13 protein-coding genes are annotated in these 17684 nt (G+C 65.8%); 5 read left to right on the plus strand and 8 right to left on the minus strand.

Annotation, left to right across the window (positions count from 1 at the left end; genetic code table 11):
- Positions 1-12 precede the first annotated feature (12 nt).
- Together A3A5_RS0121225 and A3A5_RS0121230 are read right to left on the minus strand one after the other, a co-directional pair.
- A complete protein-coding gene (locus A3A5_RS0121225) occupies positions 13-2271 on the minus strand; it encodes a xanthine dehydrogenase family protein molybdopterin-binding subunit (RefSeq protein WP_018312533.1) in 2259 nt (752 codons plus the stop codon).
- Between the two features lie 16 nt (positions 2272-2287).
- Positions 2288-2752: a (2Fe-2S)-binding protein gene (locus A3A5_RS0121230; protein ID WP_018312534.1), complete on the minus strand. Its 465-nt coding sequence runs from the start codon at positions 2750-2752 to the stop codon at positions 2288-2290.
- A 329-nt stretch (positions 2753-3081) separates the two neighbouring features.
- On the opposite strand from A3A5_RS0121230, the gene A3A5_RS0121235 reads away from it, so the two are divergent.
- Positions 3082-4170, plus strand: a complete 1089-nt coding sequence (locus A3A5_RS0121235; RefSeq protein WP_018312535.1) for an acyltransferase — start codon at positions 3082-3084, stop codon at positions 4168-4170.
- Positions 4171-4179: 9 nt separating this feature from the next.
- Here A3A5_RS0121235 and A3A5_RS0121240 read toward each other — a convergent pair whose 3' ends face one another.
- The 6 genes from A3A5_RS0121240 to A3A5_RS0121260 form a co-directional block, all read right to left on the minus strand.
- Positions 4180-5067, minus strand: a complete 888-nt coding sequence (locus A3A5_RS0121240; RefSeq protein ID WP_018312536.1) for a c-type cytochrome — start codon at positions 5065-5067, stop codon at positions 4180-4182.
- A 100-nt stretch (positions 5068-5167) separates the two neighbouring features.
- Positions 5168-5566 (minus strand): nuclear transport factor 2 family protein, encoded by a 399-nt coding sequence (locus tag A3A5_RS0121245; protein ID WP_018312537.1) that lies wholly within the window; start codon positions 5564-5566, stop codon positions 5168-5170.
- Between the two features lie 151 nt (positions 5567-5717).
- Positions 5718-6284 carry a GNAT family N-acetyltransferase gene (locus tag A3A5_RS41975; RefSeq protein ID WP_081623958.1) on the minus strand — a complete coding sequence of 189 codons (567 nt, stop codon included), beginning with the start codon at positions 6282-6284 and terminating at the stop codon, positions 5718-5720.
- 26 nt (positions 6285-6310) lie between these two features.
- Positions 6311-6868 carry a trans-aconitate 2-methyltransferase gene (locus A3A5_RS41980; RefSeq protein WP_081623959.1) on the minus strand — a complete coding sequence of 186 codons (558 nt, stop codon included), beginning with the start codon at positions 6866-6868 and terminating at the stop codon, positions 6311-6313.
- Between the two features lie 6 nt (positions 6869-6874).
- Positions 6875-8179, minus strand: a complete 1305-nt coding sequence (locus tag A3A5_RS41985) for an MFS transporter (protein ID WP_081623960.1) — start codon at positions 8177-8179, stop codon at positions 6875-6877.
- Positions 8180-8192: 13 nt separating this feature from the next.
- Positions 8193-9206 (minus strand): radical SAM protein, encoded by a 1014-nt coding sequence (locus tag A3A5_RS0121260; RefSeq protein ID WP_018312540.1) that lies wholly within the window; start codon positions 9204-9206, stop codon positions 8193-8195.
- Positions 9207-10179: 973 nt separating this feature from the next.
- Here A3A5_RS0121260 and A3A5_RS0121265 point away from each other — a divergent pair.
- From A3A5_RS0121265 to A3A5_RS0121280, 4 genes are all read left to right on the plus strand, one after another.
- Positions 10180-13563 carry a diguanylate cyclase gene (locus A3A5_RS0121265; RefSeq protein ID WP_018312541.1) on the plus strand — a complete coding sequence of 1128 codons (3384 nt, stop codon included), beginning with the start codon at positions 10180-10182 and terminating at the stop codon, positions 13561-13563.
- A gap of 54 nt (positions 13564-13617) precedes the next feature.
- Positions 13618-14364 carry a histidine utilization repressor gene (hutC, locus tag A3A5_RS0121270; RefSeq protein ID WP_018312542.1) on the plus strand — a complete coding sequence of 249 codons (747 nt, stop codon included), beginning with the start codon at positions 13618-13620 and terminating at the stop codon, positions 14362-14364.
- 188 nt (positions 14365-14552) lie between these two features.
- Positions 14553-16247, plus strand: coding sequence for a urocanate hydratase (hutU, locus tag A3A5_RS0121275; protein WP_018312543.1), 1695 nt, complete (start codon positions 14553-14555; stop codon positions 16245-16247).
- Positions 16248-16327: 80 nt separating this feature from the next.
- Positions 16328-17623, plus strand: coding sequence for an MFS transporter (locus A3A5_RS0121280; protein WP_018312544.1), 1296 nt, complete (start codon positions 16328-16330; stop codon positions 17621-17623).
- The last annotated feature ends 61 nt before the right edge of the window (positions 17624-17684 follow it).

The raw sequence follows: 17684 nt of genomic DNA on the forward strand, positions 1-17684 counted from the left end.
TGCCAGGCCCGTCTACGCCATCACAAACGGCAGCTGCCGCTGGCGCTTGCCGGTCAGCGTGAACAGCGCATTGGCCACCGCCGGCGCGATCGGCGGCACGCCCGGCTCGCCCAGGCCGGTGGGGTTCTCCTGCGAGGGCACGAAGAACACGTCCACCACCGGTGCATCGGTGATGCGCGGCGGCGGATAGTCCGGGAAGTTGCTGTTCTTCACGGCACCGTTCTCGATCTCGATGGCAAACCCCGGCCTGGTCATGGCCAGCCCGAACACGCAGGCACCCTGGATCTGGGCCTCGGCGGACATCGGGTTGACCACGCGGTTGGCATGCACGCCGGCGGTGACGCGATGCACGCGCGGCTCGCCCTTCACCACCGAGACGTCGACCACATAGGCCACCACGGTGTTGAACGACTCGTGCACGGCCACGCCCCAGGCATGGCCCTTGGGCAGCTTGCGCTTGCCATAGCCGGACTTCTCGACCGCAAGCTGCAGCGCGGCGCGGTGGCGCGCGTGCTTCTTCTCGTCGAGCCGCGCCAGGCGGAACGCCACCGGGTCCTGTTTGGCGGCGGCGGCCATCTCGTCGGCGAGGGTTTCCTTGACGAAGGCGGTGTGCGTATTGCCCACCGAGCGCCACCACAGCACCGGCACGTCCACCTGCGGATGGTGCACCGACATCTGCAGCGGCAGGTCATAGTCGTTCTCGACAATGCCCTCGGTCATGGTGGCGTCGACACCGTTCTTGACCATGAAGGACTCGAACGGCGTGCCCTTCAGGATCGACTGGCCGACGATGGTGTGCTGCCAGCCCACCACCTTGCCCTGCGCATCCAGGCCGATGCGGGCGCGGTGCAGGTGCAGCGGGCGGTAGTAGCCGCCACGGATATCATCCTCGCGGCTCCAGACCACCTTGAGCGGCTCAGTGTGGCCGGCGGCCACCCAGGCCTTGAGTACATTGGCCGCCTCAACGATGTAGTCCGAGGTCGGCACCGCGCGCCGGCCGAAGCCGCCGCCGGCCATCATGGTGTTGAGCACCACCTTGTCCGGCGCCAGCCCCAGCGTGCGCGCCACCGCGGTCTGGTCGACGGTCTGGAACTGCGAGCCCACCCAGACCTTGACCGACTGCACCTTGCCGCCGGCCACTTCCGGCTGCAGCGTGCAGTTCAGCGGCTCCATCGGCGCGTGCGCCAGGTACGGGAAGCGGAAGTCAGCCTCGATCTTGCGCGCGGCACCGTTGATGGCCGAGCCGATATCCCCGCTCGCCGCGCGCGCCACCGTGCCGGGCTGGCCGGCCAGCTTTGCGTATTCGTCGAAGAGCGCCTGCGACGACACCTTCGAGCCCGCGTCTTCCCACTGGATGTCGAGCGCATCGCGGCCCGTCTTGGCCGGCCAGTAGCCGCTGGCAATCACGGCCACGCCGCTGCCGCCGCGGTCGACCGGCACTTGCAGCACGCCGCGCACGCCCTGCACCGCGCGGGCCTTGTCGGCGCTGAAGCTCTTGACCTTGCCGCCAAAGCGCGGCGGGCGCGCCACCACGGCCACCACCATGCCCTTCAGGTGCGTGTCGATGCCGAACGGCGTGGTCGCTTCCATCTTGCCGCGTGCATCCAGCCGCGGCGTGGGCTTGCCGATGATGCGGAACTGCGACGGGTCTTTCAGAGTGACCCGCTGCGGCACGGGCAGCTCCATCGCCGCGGGCGCCAGTTCGCCGAAGGTGGCACGCTGGCTGCCGGACGTGATGACGCCCTGCTCCACCTTGCAGCTGGCCGGATCGACCTTCCACTGCTGCGCGGCCGCCGCCACCAGCATGGCGCGGGCGCGCGCGCCCAATTCGCGGTACTGCTGGAACGAATGGTTCAACGCGGTGGAGCCGCCGGTCATCTGCATGCCGAAGCCCGGGTCCTTGTACGGGTCGCCGGCCGGCGCCAGCGTGGCGCGCACGTTGCGCCAGTCGGCGTCCAGCTCTTCGGCCAGCGCCATCGGCAATGCGGTGTGCACGCCCTGGCCGAACTCGAGCCGGTTCACGGCCACGGTCACGGTGTTGTCCGGCGCGATGATCAGGAATGCCTGCGGCGCCGGCGGCGGCGCCTTGGGGCTGGCGCCCTCCTGTGCCTGCGCCAGCGGGGCCACGCCCAGCGCCAGGCCGCCGCCGGCCAGGCCGGTCAGCTTCAGGAAACTGCGGCGGTCCAGCGTGGCCACGCCGGTGTTCGGGCGCGCTTCGCCGCTATTGCCGGCCTGGCCGCCTGCCAGGGCTTCGATGCCTCGGATACGCATATTGGTTTCCTCCCGCTCAGGCCAGCGCACGGGCGGCGTCTTTGATCGCCGCGCGGATGCGCTGGTACGTGCCGCAGCGGCACAGGTTGCCGGCCATGGCCTGGTCGATGTCGGCGTCGGTGGGCCGCGGCTTGGTACGCAGCAGGCCGATGGCGCTCATCACCTGGCCGTTCTGGCAGTAGCCGCATTGCGCCACATCATGCTTGAGCCACGCGTCCATCACGGCGCGCCCGACGCGGTCACTGCCGATGCCTTCGATGGTGGTGATGCGCGCGCCGGCAGCGGCGGATACCGGCGTCACGCAGCTGCGCGTGGCCTGGCCGTTGACGTGCACGGTGCAGGCACCGCATGCGGCCATGCCGCAGCCGAACTTGGTGCCGGTCATTTCAAGGTTGTCACGCAGCGCCCACAGCAGCGGCGTGGACGGGTCCACGTCGACTTCACGGGTCTTGCCGTTGACGTTGATATTGAGGGTGGTCATGGGGGACACTCCTTGGGTACGTTGCCCGCTGGTTCTTTCCAGTGCCCCGCCTGGCGTGAATCATACGGCGCAGGGCACTGCCCATGCGCCGCAGCCTGGCGCAAAGGACAAGTGAGGATAGTGCAATTTCGGTCACCTTGCCGAACACCATGCGCACTACCCTACCCCCGGAGCCGTTTTGCACGAACTTTGGGCATGTGGCGGCTGTCCCTCATGAATCCCTTCGCTTTCCGATTTCTGTCGCCGCAACAGTGCCATCGACTATTCCAGAACCCACCTGTCCCGACGCCTCCGCGGCACCGGTCCCGCACGCCACCGCTACCACGCGCGTGCCCGCGGCCGAGTCCCCGTCGGTGGCGCGGCTCGACAGCATCCAGGCGTTGCGCGGACTGGCCGCCGCGTTCGTGGTGGTCTACCACTCCGGCCTGGCGCTGGGCGGCGCCGATGCGCCGGCGCTTGGCTGGCTGACCGACAACGTGATCAAGCGCGGCCATGTCGGCGTGGACGTGTTCTTTGTCATCAGCGGCTTCATCATCGCCTGGGTCGCGGTGCTGGCGCGGCCCCAGCCCGAACGCCCGCTCAGCTTCATGATCCGGCGCTGCTGCCGGCTGGCGCCGCCGTACTGGACCATGTCGGCCATCCATGCGCTGCTGCTCAATCCGGTCACGCCGGCGGTGTTCGCGGCGTCGCTGGCATTCCTGCCGACCGCCACCGACCACGCGCCGTACTATGGTTATCCGGCGCTGTACGTGGGCTGGTCGCTCAACTATGAGCTGGCGTTCTACGCCGCCTTCGCGCTGGGCCTGCTGCTGGCCAGGCGGCGCGCGCTGCTGGTAGTGCTGGGGGTCTTTGCGTTGACCACGCTGGTGCTGCCGTGGTGGCGCTTCGGCGCGCTGGTGGCCGATCCCGCGCAGGGCTACCCGTTCGCCACGCCGTGGCTGGCCATGGCCAGCAATCCGCTGGTGCTGGAATTCCTGCTGGGCTGCGGGTTGGCGTGGGCCTACGCGCGCTGGCGCCACCTGCTGACGCCGGCCATCGCGGTGGGCATGCTGGCAACCGGTTGCGCCGCGTTCGCGCTGTCGCTGCCGCTGGTCGGGCCCGACTTCAGCCTGGCCGGGCGCGGGCTGCCCGCGGCGCTGCTGCTGGCCGGCGCCGTGGCGGCCGAGCACGCCGGCGTGCTGCGCGTGCCGCGCGCGCTGGTATGGCTTGGCGAGCTGTCGTATGCGCTGTACCTGACGCACCCCACGGTGATCGAGGGCGTCAAGCGCCTGATGCCCGAACTGGCGCCCGACCAGACTGCGCTGCAGCTGCTGCGCTTTGCCATCGATGCCGGCCTGGCGCTGGCGCTGGCCCTGCTGCTGCACCGCTGGGTGGAGCTGCCCGGCATCGCCGCCGGCCGGCGGCTGGCGCGGCGCTGACGCGCGCGCTCAGCGCTGCGGCATGCCGGCCAGGAAGAGATAAAGCGCGGTCAGGTCGGTATCGTTCATGCGTCCGAACGAATCGAACGGCATCACGCGGCTCACTTCGGTGCCATCGGGCCGCTTGCCGCTGCGCATCATCGCGATAAAAGCCGAGGCCTGGCCGTAGCGCGACATGGCGCCGCCCGGCACGGGGCGCAGGTCCGCCGCGGGCGGCCAGTCGGGGGGCCCGCCCGGTATCTTGCCGCCGCGGAAGTCCGGCCGGTGACACCCCAGGCAGGCATTGGCAACGTAGCCGCCATACCTGGCCGTGGGCGCCGGCTCCATTGCAGGCTGCACCGGCAGGCCGTGGTCGATCTTGGCGGCCGCGTCCTGCACGATGCCCACGCCGTACAGCGCCCGTACTTGCCATGGCATGCGGATCTCCGCGGGCGCCCCCATCGCCGGCGGCAGGCTGCGCAGGTATCCCACCAGCGCGCCCAGGTCCTCGTCGCTCAGGCGGTTGTAGTCCTCGCTGGGCATGATCAGCAGCGGCCGGTGCGAGGGCGCCACGCCATGGCGGATGCTCCGTACCCAGTCAACCGGCTGGTACGCGGCAATGGCCGGATTGGCGCGCGTCAGGTCCGGCGCGCGCACGCGCAGGCCGCCGGGATCGTCGATCACCTGCTTGCCACCGGCGCCGGCACCGTGGCACTCCATGCAGCCGCGCGATTCAAACAGGTACTTGCCGTGGGCAATGCCAGCGGCGTCTTCACGGATTGCGATGGGTGAAACCTTGACCGCGACAATGCGCACCGCCTTGCGCTCGCCGACCCATACCGCGGCATAGGCCGCCACGGCCACGGCGACAGCCGTGCCGGCCAGCCCCCATGCCGCCACCCGCAGAAATCGCGCCATTTGCTCTCCCCTGTCCGCCGCACTGGATGCAGCAGCTTGCCGCCAATGGGCCGGGGGCTGTCGGTGGGGAAGGCCACATAGCGGCGGAGCGCGCCCTCGGTCAGGCCAGCCCGGCCGGGGCCCGGTCGATGAAGCCGGTCATGCGCGCGAGCCGGCCATCGGCGGAAATCGTGGCGAAGTCGGTGCCGACCACCAGCGCCGGCTCTCCCGCCGGGCCCAGTTCCCAGGTGAAGCGCAGGTAATCGCCGTGCGCATCGACCGGGCTCACGCGGGTAAAGCGGAACCCGGGGAATTTCCCCTGCACTGCGGCAATCATCGCGTCAATGCCTGCATGACCGTCACCGCGCATCAGCGGATCGACATAGCTTGCCGATTCCGCCCACGCCAGCGCGATCAGCTCGCGCCGGCGCGCGGCGTCGGTCTCGTTCCAGGCGGCGAGATAGCGGTCGGCAAGGGCGGCGGGATCGGCGGCGACTTGGGCTTGGATGGCGGCAGACATGGCGTACTCCTGGTCTTGGTTGGGAATCCGTAAAGGGCCTGGGGTCAGGCCATGGCTGCATGATGGGCGCGGCGCGGCCGCGGCGCGATTACCGGGGAGGTTATCGGCGGGGTTGGCGAAGTGCTCGGGAATGGTGACGGCAAATGCCGCCTTAAGCTGGAGGCACCGCTTGCCGACCGCCCGAATGCGGAGGTCCGTTCAGATCGACGCGGCGGAGTTGGAAGCCGGTCTTTCGGAATAACAGCAGCGAGGCGTCGTTCCCAGGGGAAATCCTGGCCCGACAATTGGAAAAGCCATCAAGCGCCAGCGCCTGGATGGACCGGCGCAGAAGGTACGAACCCAAACCCTGATGCTGCGTGCCGGGAGCCACAGCTATCAACGCGATAACCGGAGCCTTGTAAAGGGCAAAGTCCGTGGCGAGGATCGTCCCGGCCAATTGACCTGACGGCGTTTCCGCAGCGAATGATGCCGTCGACAGCAAGGGGCCGTATTGATTTCTTAAGATAGCCCGGAGTTTGCGTCCCCATGTCTCCAATGGCGCGCTATCGACGGTGCCTGCAAAGGCGGAGTAAACCAGCGGGACAAGGCGCTCAAGGTCACCATCCTTGAGATTCCGAACCGCATGACTGCAAGAACCGGGGGCCAACCCGGAGCAAGCGCGCTCCCAAAGCAGATCGATATCCTCGCCAAGTACTGGCTCATTTGCACTTGAAGACATGATATTTGCACCGAAGAAGGGAAAGCCTAAGTTGGGATTCCAGGAAGTTTTGCCACGACTGTAAAGAAATGCCACCACCGTGATGGATCGCGATGGCCGGGGCCGTAGAATTCATCCCACTGTTCAATCCTCCATTCTGCAAAAAGCTCCTGAAGCGCTTCGGACCGGAACACCGAGCATTGGTCATCCTTGGCAAACTGATCTTTCTCCCCGAAGAAATGTCCGGCAAAAACCCCGTCAGGATACAGAGCCGCCGCGATACGCCTCCATAGATCAGCGAAGCTGGCTGGGTGAACATACTGCAACGCATAGCCAGCGTGAATCAACGAAACTCTTGGCAGCGGGATCTCCTGAAAATCTGCGCACACGGCTGATAGCCTCCCTCCACCCGCACGAGCTCTGAGGTGAGCCACAACGGTGGGGTCCTTGTCGATGGCAAGGACACGCCAACCCCGCCCAATCAGATAGAGCGGAACTACGTCACTTCCGCATCCCAGATCTATCGCGAAGTTCGAACTCCCAGGGCGCCCCGCAACATCGACAGCCGTGACAACATATTCCCGAACTCCTGCAGGATCTTCCATTGGCGTTCAGTTGAACTCACTCTCTAAGGATTCAAAAAAAGACGAGAATTCTTTACGAGTCAACAAAAACATCGGGTACATAGTCATCACCAGTGCACAAAATGTGAACAATACTCTGGTGTCCCCGGCCAGTATATCCAGGACCACACCACCAACCAACGAAGCCAAAGGTATCAGTCCGCCCGATAGCAATCCATAGCATGCGTAGACGCGCCCGAATGCGCCTCGCGGAATCACTCTCTGCAGGGTCGTTTCAAAAAATATGCTCCAGTATCCATTTGCGACCCCGGCGGCAAACAGAAGAAGAGAGGCGAGCGTGAAATTTCCGGTTCGGCTGAACAACAGAAAACAGCCACACATGAAGGCAATGATGGAAACTACAACCCGTGTTTGATTCAGGCGCGGCACAGGAACCTTCGCCGCCATGAGATACCCAATCAACACTCCCATCGAGAGTGCGGCCATGAGAAAACCGTACATCGGCACACTCGCACGTAACACTCCAGAAGCATGGAAAGGCATCAAGACAAGGATTGGCGTGGCGAAGAAGTTGATCACCAACGCCATGCTCAGGAACTGTCGGCCACCTTGGATGCTGGCAAGGGTTCCAACTCCCTGAAGGAACTCTGTCACCAGACTAGCGATGCCAACCGTTGATCGATTCGATCGACGTTGTGGCGCGAACAGTTCGTTCGGCCTGGCGCATGACACGCAACGCACAGCCAGAAAATAGGACAGGGAATTTGCAAGAAATAATGCACCGGGACCAACCAACCCATAAACCCACCCTCCGAGCATGTTGCCAAGCAGGTCGCCAGAACGCGCCCCAATCTTGTAGAGGGCATTCGCCGGCACCAACGCTGCCCTCGGAACGAGGTCCGGCAACATCGCGCCGAAAGCAGGTCGAAAGAATGCCGACGAAACTGCAATCGTTAGGCTGCAAAGCACCGCTAGAATCGGGAGCCACGACCCCAAGCTTCGCGGCGCCCAATGGAATGCAAAGGCCAAAGCGAGAGTCACGCAAGCGTTCACTGTGTCACAGAACATTACGACCGATTTTCTGTTTATACGATCTGCAACGACACCAGACAGAGGCAAACAAAGCAACGCAGCGACGCCACAGCAAAACAACGCAATGCCAACAAAGGATCCTGATTGGGTCGCCTCTTTGAGGAAGAATGAAATTGCAACCGTATGTGCGGAGCTCCCGACCAAGCTGACAAACTGACCCGACCAAACCAGTCGGAAGTTGTTGTATGCCAACGGAAATTTGGTCTCAGTGAAGCGTTCCCCTTGACTGACTTCCGACATCACTCATCCCCATTCACAGGCATTGCCTGGATGTGAACAACCCGGCGTCGCTTCTGCTCGGTCGGAATAAGAGATCGCTGTTCCTAAACCTGCCCGCAAGGTAGGCTTGATCGATCTGCCAACGATCAATCCCAATCCGGCTGAGAAGATCGTACATTTCCGGAAGCTCTTTTGCCGATACCTCGTTTGTTATTGTCGTGTTTACCGTGACATGCAGGCCATATTGCACCGCCAGTGCGATACGGTCGATGATCTGCGCGGCCTTAACACCTGCACCCGCATCATTCTTGCGTACCAACGCATTACCAGCCAGACCATCCAGACTAATGGCCACCCCTATCTCAACAGGAGCACTTTCAAAGATGGATCGCCGCCATCCCCTCACGGATCGGATAGCGCGCTGCCTGGCAAGCCACTCCAGCTTCCTTCTCGTGAGGAGCAGCCCGTTTGTGATGAAATACACGTTGTCGCAAATATCGAGAGATTTTAAAAAAATCGCCTTCCAATCTGGCCGAGTCAATATTTCACCACCCGTTAGCGTAATCTTCCTCACTCCGATCCTCTCCGCCTCGTCAAGAGTTCTGTCGATTTGCTCTCTGGGGTGATGCGGCTCGGCACTTGAAGACTCCGGATAACAGTGTTCGCACCGAAGGTTGCAGTGGTTGGTAGTCTCCAGGTGGAGACGGTATGGCTTCTTGTAGCAATCCAGTCGCTTATCAACTCGATTGCGAGAGTCTGGCCAGCTGGTAGACGGGGCTGGCGACTGAAATTCTGCCTCGTAGATTTGCAGCGTTCTTTGATACGCTTCGGCGTGAGCTTGGAGCGCTTGCTGCGATGTTCCTGGTATGCCGTTGGTATGCTCAATGAAGAAGCCAAAGGCGTTGTCGCAGTAGTCTCGATACAGGCTGGTACTCAAAATCAGCGCATGCCAGTACTCGTCCACGAGCGCGGATGGCACAAGTGGTTCTTGAGTCTTTGCGCTGATCCAAAGGAAACGGCGTGCCTCTCGCTCGAGTTCGTCTGCCATGGAACCGAATGGACTCTTGAGGCGAAATCGCTCAGTGACCACCGAAAGATCGAAGTCACGCCAAGTCGTTGACGTCGTCAGATTTGATCTCAGAGACATAGGATTCTCCCCGCGGAAGTTCTGACCGAAGAAGCACGCCTAATAACTAGAACCTAGTTATTTGCCGATCACGTATTGCTATTGCAGGAGTCCACGAGGTGACCTGCATAGGTGGAGTGATAGCCAAAGTGCTTGCCGTGCCCAGTGCAGCGCTTGATGGCTTTCGAGAGAAAAATATAAACCTTTGACATTTCAATACTCCTTTTAAAAATGCCAACGTTTGCGTTGGCGTTACGGAGCGTCTTAGGAGCGACGCCCCATTTCCTCCACGTGCACGCGAAGCTACAAATACTGATGCCACAAAGATTTTCCGGCAGCTGGATCGACCTTTATGCCGACTCAATCAGTCACTAGAAGATCGCCGTCGTCCAAGTAGATCTGCTTTCAGAGTGGTTCGTCATTCCGCGTTAGTAAGTAGGATCTTTCCCATCATCCCTGCGGAAAACTCCGAAGATTACGACGAACATTCGGGCGCCCCGCGGTGGTTCCGCCTTTGAAACCGTGTTGCCGCTAATGAATAGCTATGGGAAGGGACTAAGGCGTTGGCGCCAATGGCGCGCCCCTGGCGCTGATCGCCCCCGATGAGCGGCCTAATTCCCTACAAGGAAACTGATATTGTGAAGCGCGCTGGCCTGGCAGGATCGCGGAGAGTTCTCATGCCGCCCCTACCAAAAAATCGCCCCCAGCACCAGTGGCAAGAAAGCCCCCAACCTGCCCCCTGTCCTGCCGATGGCCGCGTCCTAATCCTCGCTACATTGCCCCTACGCTGGGCGGCAGTCCGTCCCCGCATCCGGGGGGCCGTGCCGCCCGGGTGCGCCGGGCAAGCCGCCTCCTTCCCACCCAGACGCACCGCCTTTTTGCATCGTTCTCGTCCATGACGCTCGACACGGCCCCGCCGAGCCACCAGGCCGCTCCAGGCCCTTCCGCCCCGCAGCGCCGCTGGCTGCCCTTGCTGCTGGCCGGCGCCGGCTATTTCGTGCTGGCGGCGGCTGCGCTGTGGCTGGCGCGGCTGCCCGGTACCGTGGCGGCGGTGTGGCTGCCCAACGCCTTCGGCCTGGGCCTGCTGCTGCACCGGCCGCGCGCGGAGGGGCCGTGGCTGCTGGCGGGCATGGTGGGCGCCAGCGTGCTGGCCAACCACGCGGCCGGCGACAGCGTCGCCACCGCGCTGATGCTGACCGGCGCCAATCTGGCCGAGATGCTGTTCGCGCTCGGGCTGCTGCGCCTGCTGGACCGGCATGCCGTGCTGGGGCGCCGCGGTCCGCTGGCTGCCTTCGCGGTGATGCTGGCGGTGGGCGGCATCCTGGCGCCGGCACTGGGGGCCACCGCCGGCGCCATGGCCATCGCCACCACCCATGGCACCAGCTTCGCCTCGGTCTGGTGGACCTGGTGGCAGGCCGACGCGCTCGGCATGGCGCTGTTGCTGCCGATGATGTTGTCGATGACGGCGATGCGCGTGCGCGCCGCCGTCGCGCGGCGGCTGCTGGCGCCGCAGGCGGGCGCGCTGGCGCTGTGCCTGGCCATCGGCGCCTTCGCGCAGTGGCAGGGCCAGGACCCGTTTGCCGCGATGTCGCTGCCGCTGGTGCTGGTGGCGCTGGCCGGCAATCCGTTTGCCACCGCGCTGCTGACGCTGGTTGCCACGCTCTGCCTGCAGGCGCTGATGCTGCTCGCGCACCGCCATGAAGCGGTGCCGCTGTCGGCGGCGGTGATCATGGTGTTCCCGGCCTGCATCGCCTACCTGACCGAGCAGAACCGGCACGGCCGCGCCAGCCTGCGCAGCAGCGACAAGCGCTTTCGCCAGGCCATGGAGCATTCGGCCATCGGCATGGCGCTGGTCGACATGGACGGCCGCTGGCAGACGGTCAACCGCGCCATGACCGAGTTGCTGGGCTACAGCGCGGCCGAGCTGCGCGCGCTGAGCTATCAGCAGCTGACCCACCCCGACGACCTGACCGGCGACCTGCGCCAGGTCGACAACCTGCTGTCCGGGAAGATCGAGTCCTACCGCCTGGAAAAGCGCTACCGCCACAAGGACGGCCACTACCGCTGGGTCCTGCTGGCGGTATCGCTGGTGCGCGACGAACAGACCGGCGAGCCGCAGCACTTCATCACCCAGGTGGAAGACGTCCACGCGCGCAAGCTGGCGCAGCAAGAGCTGGAACGGCTATCGCGCCGCATCCAGCTGGCGGCTGAGGCCGGCGGCGTGGGCATCTGGGAGTGGGACTTCACCAGCGCCGGCATCACCTGGGATGCGCGCATGCACGCGCTGCACGGCACCGACCCCGCGGGCGGCACGCCAGTGGTGGAGCAATGGATCGCGATGCTGCATCCGGACGACGTCAGCCGCGTCAGCGGCGAGATGCGCCAGGCCATCCGCGGCGAGGCGCCGTTCGATACCGAATACCGCATCGCGCGTCCCGGCGGCAACGTGCGCCACGTGCGCGCGATGGCCATGGTCACGCGCACCGACGATGGCACCGCGCAGGCCCTGGTCGGCACCAACTGGGACATCACCGAGCAGCGGCGGCTGACCGAGGCGCTGTTCGAAGAGAAGGAGCGCCTGCACATCACGCTGCGCTCGATCGGCGATGCGGTGATCTGCACCGATGCGACCATGCACGTGACCTTCATGAACCCGATCGCCGAACAGCTGACCGGCTGGACCATGGCCAGCGCCAACGGCCTGCCGCTGGAGCAGGTCTTCCGCATCGTCGACGAAGCCTCCGGCGACCCCATCCCCAGCCCGGTCGAAGCCTGCCTGCGCACGCTCGCCCCCGCCTACCTGCAGGTCGGCGCCGTGCTGCAGAGCCTGACCGGCGAGCGCCACGACGTGCAGGACTCGGCCGCGCCCGTGCTGACCGCGCGCGGCGAGGTGCTGGGCGCGGTGCTGGTATTCCAGGACATCACTACCGCGCGCGCGCTGCAGCGCGAGCTGGCGCGTTCGGCCATGCACGATGCGCTGACCGGGCTGCCCAACCGCACCTGGTTCGAGCAACGCCTGCGTGAAGCCTGCGACGCGGCGCGGCTGCATGGCCACCGCGCCGCGCTGTGCTTCATCGACCTGGACCGCTTCAAGATCGTCAACGACACCGCCGGCCACGGCGCCGGCGACGTGCTGCTGCGCGAACTGGGCTACATGATCCGCAATCATGTACGCCCCGACGATGTGCTGGCGCGCCTGGGCGGCGACGAGTTCGCGCTGCTGCTCAAGGACTGCACCGTCGACCAGGCCGAACAGGTCTGCCAGGGCGTGATCGACGCCATCCGCGGCCGCCGCTTCCCGTGGGAAGGGCGCGTGTACGACGTGGGCGCCAGCATCGGCATCGCCGCCATCGACCTGGACGTGCCCCCGGTCAGCGAACTGATGAGCCGCGCCGACGTGGCCTGCTATGCCGCCAAGGCCGCCGGCCGCAGCCGCGTCTCGGTCTACCGCCGCGACGAGAGCGACGCCCGCCGCCACCACCGCGAGCTGGAAGTCGCGGCCGGCATCCATTCGGCGCTCGAAGCCAATCGCTTCCGCCTGTTCGCGCAGGAAATCCGCGCACTGCAGCCCGAGGAGAACGAGGCCGGCGCCGACCACCGCCATATCGAGATCCTGGTGCGCATGGTCGACGAGCACGGCGAGCTGATCATGCCCGGCGCCTTCATTCCCGCCGCCGAGCGCTACGACCTGATGGGCCATGTCGACCGCTGGGTCATCCGCAACGTGCTGCGCGGCTACGGCGAACGCCTGGGCGCCGTGCCCGGGCTGTCGGTATCGATCAACCTGTCGGCCAATTCGCTCGGCGAGCCCTTCCTGCTGCCCTTCCTGCATGCCGAGCTGGAGGCCAGCGCCCTGCCCGCCAGCCGCATCCGGCTGGAGATCACGGAGACCGCGCTGATCAACAACATGGCCGCGGCCAACCGGCTGGTAGCGGAGATGCGGCGCGCCGGCTGCACCGTGTCGCTGGACGACTTCGGCTCGGGCCTGTCGTCGTTCGCCTACCTGAAGCAATTCCCGGTGGACTTCCTGAAGATCGACGGCAGCTTTATCCGGCAACTGGCCGACAACGCGGTCGACCGCGAGATCGTCAGCTCGATCAATGACATCGGGCACCGGCTGGGGGTGCGCACGGTGGCGGAGTGGGTGGAGGATGAACGCACCCTCGATGCGCTGCGCGCGATCGGGGTGGACTATGCGCAGGGGTATGTGATCGGGCGGCCGGTGGCGCTGGACGTGTTCCTGGCCGGATGCCAGCAACGCGACGCGCAGGCATCCTGATCCGCCAGCCAGGGTGCCGGGCCATGATAAATTCGGCGCCTGTCGCATGGCCGCATGGCCGAACCCAAGGGGAACCCGTTGTCGCTCGTGTCCGACTCTATGCCGGCGCCGCTCTATGCGCGCGTCAAGCAGCACATCAGCAGCAGGATCGCTGACGGCAGCTGGCCGCCGCATCACCGCGTGCCGTCTGAGACCGAACTGGTCGGGTCCCTGGGCGTGAGCCGCATGACCGTGCATCGCGCGCTGCGCGAGCTGACCGCGGAGGGCATGCTGGTGCGGCTGCAGGGTGTCGGCACGTTCGTTGCCGAACCCAAGCGGCGGACCGCGCTGTATGCGGTCAACAATATTGCCGAAGACATCGCTTCACGCGGGCACCGGCATCATGCGCGCGTCATCAGCCTGGAGGCGGAACGCGCCGGCCCGGCACAGGCCGCGGCACTGGAGGTGGCGCTGGAGGAGCGGGTGTTCCATTCCGTGATCGTGCACTACGAGGACGACGTGGCGATCCAGCTGGAGGACCGCTATGTCAATGCCGCGGTGGCGCCGGACTACCTGGCGCAGGATTTCACCAGCGAAACACCCTACCAATACCTGTCCCGCATCGCGCCGCTGACTGAAGGCGAGCACGTGGTCGAGGCCGTGCTGGCGCTGCCGGAAGAATGCGGGTTGCTGGCCATCCAGCGGGGCGAGCCATGCCTGCTGATCCGCCGCCGCACCTGGTCCGCGGGCCGCGTGGTGACATCGGTGCGGCTGGTGCATCCCGGATCCCTGCATCGCCTGGAAGGCCGGTTCACGTCCTAGGCCCGGAACCTGCCGCCCTGCCAGGGCACAAGAGACCCCAACATCATTTGTGATTAAAGCGCCGCGCTGGCGCTGATCGCCTACGGGATTACCCCGATTTATACGTACTTGTATATACAGGAATATACATGCCTATGCGTCGCCCAAAAAAGCGAGCGTTCCAGACCAGCACGACCGAAGGAGTTCCCGTGACCAAGACCACCACCACCACGCGTTTCCGCGACACCGAAATCCGCGCCCCCCGCGGCACCACGCTGACGGCCAGGAGCTGGCTTACGGAAGCCCCGCTGCGCATGCTGATGAACAACCTCGACCCCGAGGTCGCGGAGAATCCGAAGGAACTGGTGGTCTATGGCGGCATCGGCCGCGCCGCCCGCAACTGGGAATGCTATGACCGCATCGTCGAGGCCCTGATCCGCCTGGAAGACGACCAGACCCTGCTGGTGCAGTCGGGCAAGCCCGTCGGTGTGTTCCGCACCCATCGCGACGCGCCGCGCGTGCTGATCGCCAACTCCAACCTGGTGCCCCACTGGGCCAACTGGGAACACTTCAACGAACTCGATGCCCGGGGCCTGGCCATGTACGGCCAGATGACCGCTGGCAGCTGGATCTATATCGGCAGCCAGGGCATCGTGCAGGGCACCTATGAGACCTTCGTCGAAGCCGGCCGCCAGCACTTCGGCGGCGACCTGAAGGGCCGCTGGGTGCTGACCGCCGGCCTCGGCGGCATGGGCGGCGCGCAGCCGCTGGCCGCCACGCTGGCCGGCGCCTGTTCGCTGAACATCGAATGCCAGCAAAGCCGCATCGACTTCCGTCTGAAGACCCGCTATGTCGACGAGCAGGCCACCGACCTGGACGACGCGCTGGCCCGCATCGACCGCTATACCTCGCAGGGCAAGGCGATCTCGATCGCGCTGTGCGCCAACGCCGCCGAGGTGCTGCCCGAGCTGGTGCGCCGCGGCGTGCGCCCGGACATGGTCACCGACCAGACCAGCGCGCATGACCCGCTCAACGGCTACCTGCCGGCCGGCTGGAGCTGGGACCAATACCGCGAGCGCGCGCAGCGCGAGCCGGCGGCGGTGGTCAAGGCCGCCAAGGCGTCGATGGCCGCGCATGTGCGCGCCATGCTGGCGTTCCAGCAGATGGGCGTGCCGACCTTCGACTACGGCAACAATATCCGCCAGATGGCCAAGGAAGAAGGCGTGGCCAACGCCTTCGACTTCCCCGGCTTCGTGCCCGCCTATATCCGCCCGCTGTTCTGCCGCGGCATCGGGCCGTTCCGCTGGGCCGCGCTGTCGGGCGATCCGCAGGACATCTACAAGACCGACGCCAAGGTCAAGGAACTGATCCCCGATGATGAGCACCTGCACCGCTGGCTCGACATGGCGCGCGAGCGCATCAGCTTCCAGGGCCTGCCGGCACGGATCTGCTGGGTGGGCCTGGGCCTGCGCGCCAAGCTGGGCCTGGCCTTCAATGAGATGGTGCGCAGCGGCGAGCTGTCGGCGCCGGTCGTGATCGGCCGCGACCACCTGGATTCGGGCTCGGTCGCCAGCCCCAACCGCGAGACCGAGGCCATGCAGGACGGCTCTGACGCCGTGTCCGACTGGCCGCTGCTGAACGCGCTGCTCAACACCGCCAGCGGCGCCACCTGGGTCAGCCTGCACCATGGCGGCGGCGTCGGCATGGGCTTCTCGCAGCATTCCGGCGTGGTGATCGTTTGCGACGGCACCGATGAGGCCGCCGCGCGCATCGCCCGCGTGCTGCACAACGACCCCGCCACCGGCGTGATGCGCCATGCCGACGCCGGCTACCAGATCGCCGTCGACTGCGCGCGCGAACAGGGCCTGAACCTGCCGATGCTGAACCACGCATCGCGCGACTGACCCGCGGCCAGCAAGAGCCGTTCTGCCGCCGGGGCGCCACGTTCGCCTCGGCCGGCGCCTTATCGTTTACGGAGACACCCATGTCCATCGACACCACCGCCGGCGCGGCGGTCGCGGCGCCCCAGGCGCAGCTGTCACGCACGCGCGCCATTGCCGCCATCACCATCGGCAATGGCCTGGAGTTCTACGATTTCGTCGTCTACAGCTTCTTTGCCACGCTGATCGGCCGGCTCTACTTCCCGGTCGACAACCCTACCGGGCAACTGCTGATGTCGTTCGCCACCTTTGGCGTCGGCTTCCTGATGCGCCCGCTGGGCGGCCTGCTGATCGGCATGTACGCCGACCGCGCCGGGCGCAAGCCGGCGGTGGCGCTGACGCTGTGGCTGATGGGGCTGAGCTCGCTGATTTTCGTGGTGACGCCGCCGTACGCGCAGATCGGCATCCTGGCACCGGTGATGGTGGTGACGGCGCGGCTGGTGCAGGGCTTTGCCATCGGCGGCGAGATGGGCGCATCGACCGCGCTGCTGCTGGAATACGCCGATGACCGCACGCGCGGCTTCTATACCGCATGGCAGCCGTTCAGCCAGGGCCTGGCGGCGCTGCTGGGCGCGATCACCGGCCTGGTGCTGAGCAACGTGCTGGCGCCGGCCGACCTGGAAGCCTGGGGCTGGCGCCTCGCCTTCCTGATCGGCATCCTGGTGATCCCGGTCGGCCTGGTGATCCGCCGCCGGCTGGAAGAAACCGCGCCCGCGCGCCACGGCGAGCACGCCGCGCAATGGCCGCTGCTGCGCCGCCATGGCCGCGAGGTGATCGCCAGCATCCTGCTGATGATCGGCCTGGCCTCTTCGACCTATATCGTCGTGTACTACCTCAGCAACTACGCGGTCAGCGTGCTGAAGATGCCGCTGTCACTGGGCATCTGGGCGGCGTGCGTGGCGGCGCTGGTGCAGGTGGTGCTGTCGCCGTTCGCGGGCTGGCTGGCTGACCGCATCGGCCGCAAGACCGTGGTGCTGTGGTCGCGCGTGGCGCTGCTGGCGATGGTCTACCCGGCCTTCGTGCTGATCAACGCCGAGCCGTCGCTCACGCGCCTGCTGGTGGTGGTGGGCTGCCTGTCGGTGCCGATGTCGATGACCGCGCCGGCCTCGATGGTGCTAGTCAGCGAAGTGCTGCCGCAGCGGCTGCGCGCCACCGGGCTGTCGATCGCCTATTGCGTGGCGATCGCGATCTTCGGCGGCTTTGCGCAGTATTTTTCGACCCGGCTGATCCAGATCACCGGTGACGTCAACGCGCCCGCGCTGTATGTGATCGGCTGCGGCCTGGTGTCGCTGATCGGCCTGGCGATGGTGCCGGAAACGCTGGGGCGCAGACTGAAATAAGCGGCGGCTGGCGCCGCCCGTCCTGCGAGCCGTTCTCCCTCCTCCCCCTCCTCCCCCTCCT

Source organism: Cupriavidus sp. UYPR2.512, from assembly GCF_000379565.1.
In the GTDB taxonomy this organism is placed as follows: Bacteria; Pseudomonadota; Gammaproteobacteria; order Burkholderiales; family Burkholderiaceae; genus Cupriavidus.

Bases quoted from the DNA above. Each gene is read 5' to 3' on its own strand.
- A3A5_RS0121225 (WP_018312533.1), bottom strand. From the start codon at position 2,271: ATGCGTATCCGAGGCATCGAAGCCCTGGCAGGCGGCCAGGCCGGCAAT.
- A3A5_RS0121230 (WP_018312534.1), bottom strand. From the start codon at position 2,752: ATGACCACCCTCAATATCAACGTCAACGGCAAGACCCGTGAAGTCGAC.
- A3A5_RS0121240 (WP_018312536.1), bottom strand. From the start codon at position 5,067: ATGGCGCGATTTCTGCGGGTGGCGGCATGGGGGCTGGCCGGCACGGCT.
- A3A5_RS0121245 (WP_018312537.1), bottom strand. From the start codon at position 5,566: ATGTCTGCCGCCATCCAAGCCCAAGTCGCCGCCGATCCCGCCGCCCTT.
- A3A5_RS41975 (WP_081623958.1), bottom strand. From the start codon at position 6,284: ATGTCTTCAAGTGCAAATGAGCCAGTACTTGGCGAGGATATCGATCTG.
- A3A5_RS41980 (WP_081623959.1), bottom strand. From the start codon at position 6,868: ATGGAAGATCCTGCAGGAGTTCGGGAATATGTTGTCACGGCTGTCGAT.
- A3A5_RS41985 (WP_081623960.1), bottom strand. From the start codon at position 8,179: ATGTCGGAAGTCAGTCAAGGGGAACGCTTCACTGAGACCAAATTTCCG.
- A3A5_RS0121260 (WP_018312540.1), bottom strand. From the start codon at position 9,206: ATGGCAGACGAACTCGAGCGAGAGGCACGCCGTTTCCTTTGGATCAGC.
- A3A5_RS0121265 (WP_018312541.1), top strand. From the start codon at position 10,180: ATGACGCTCGACACGGCCCCGCCGAGCCACCAGGCCGCTCCAGGCCCT.
- hutC (WP_018312542.1), top strand. From the start codon at position 13,618: ATGGCCGAACCCAAGGGGAACCCGTTGTCGCTCGTGTCCGACTCTATG.
- A3A5_RS0121280 (WP_018312544.1), top strand. From the start codon at position 16,328: ATGTCCATCGACACCACCGCCGGCGCGGCGGTCGCGGCGCCCCAGGCG.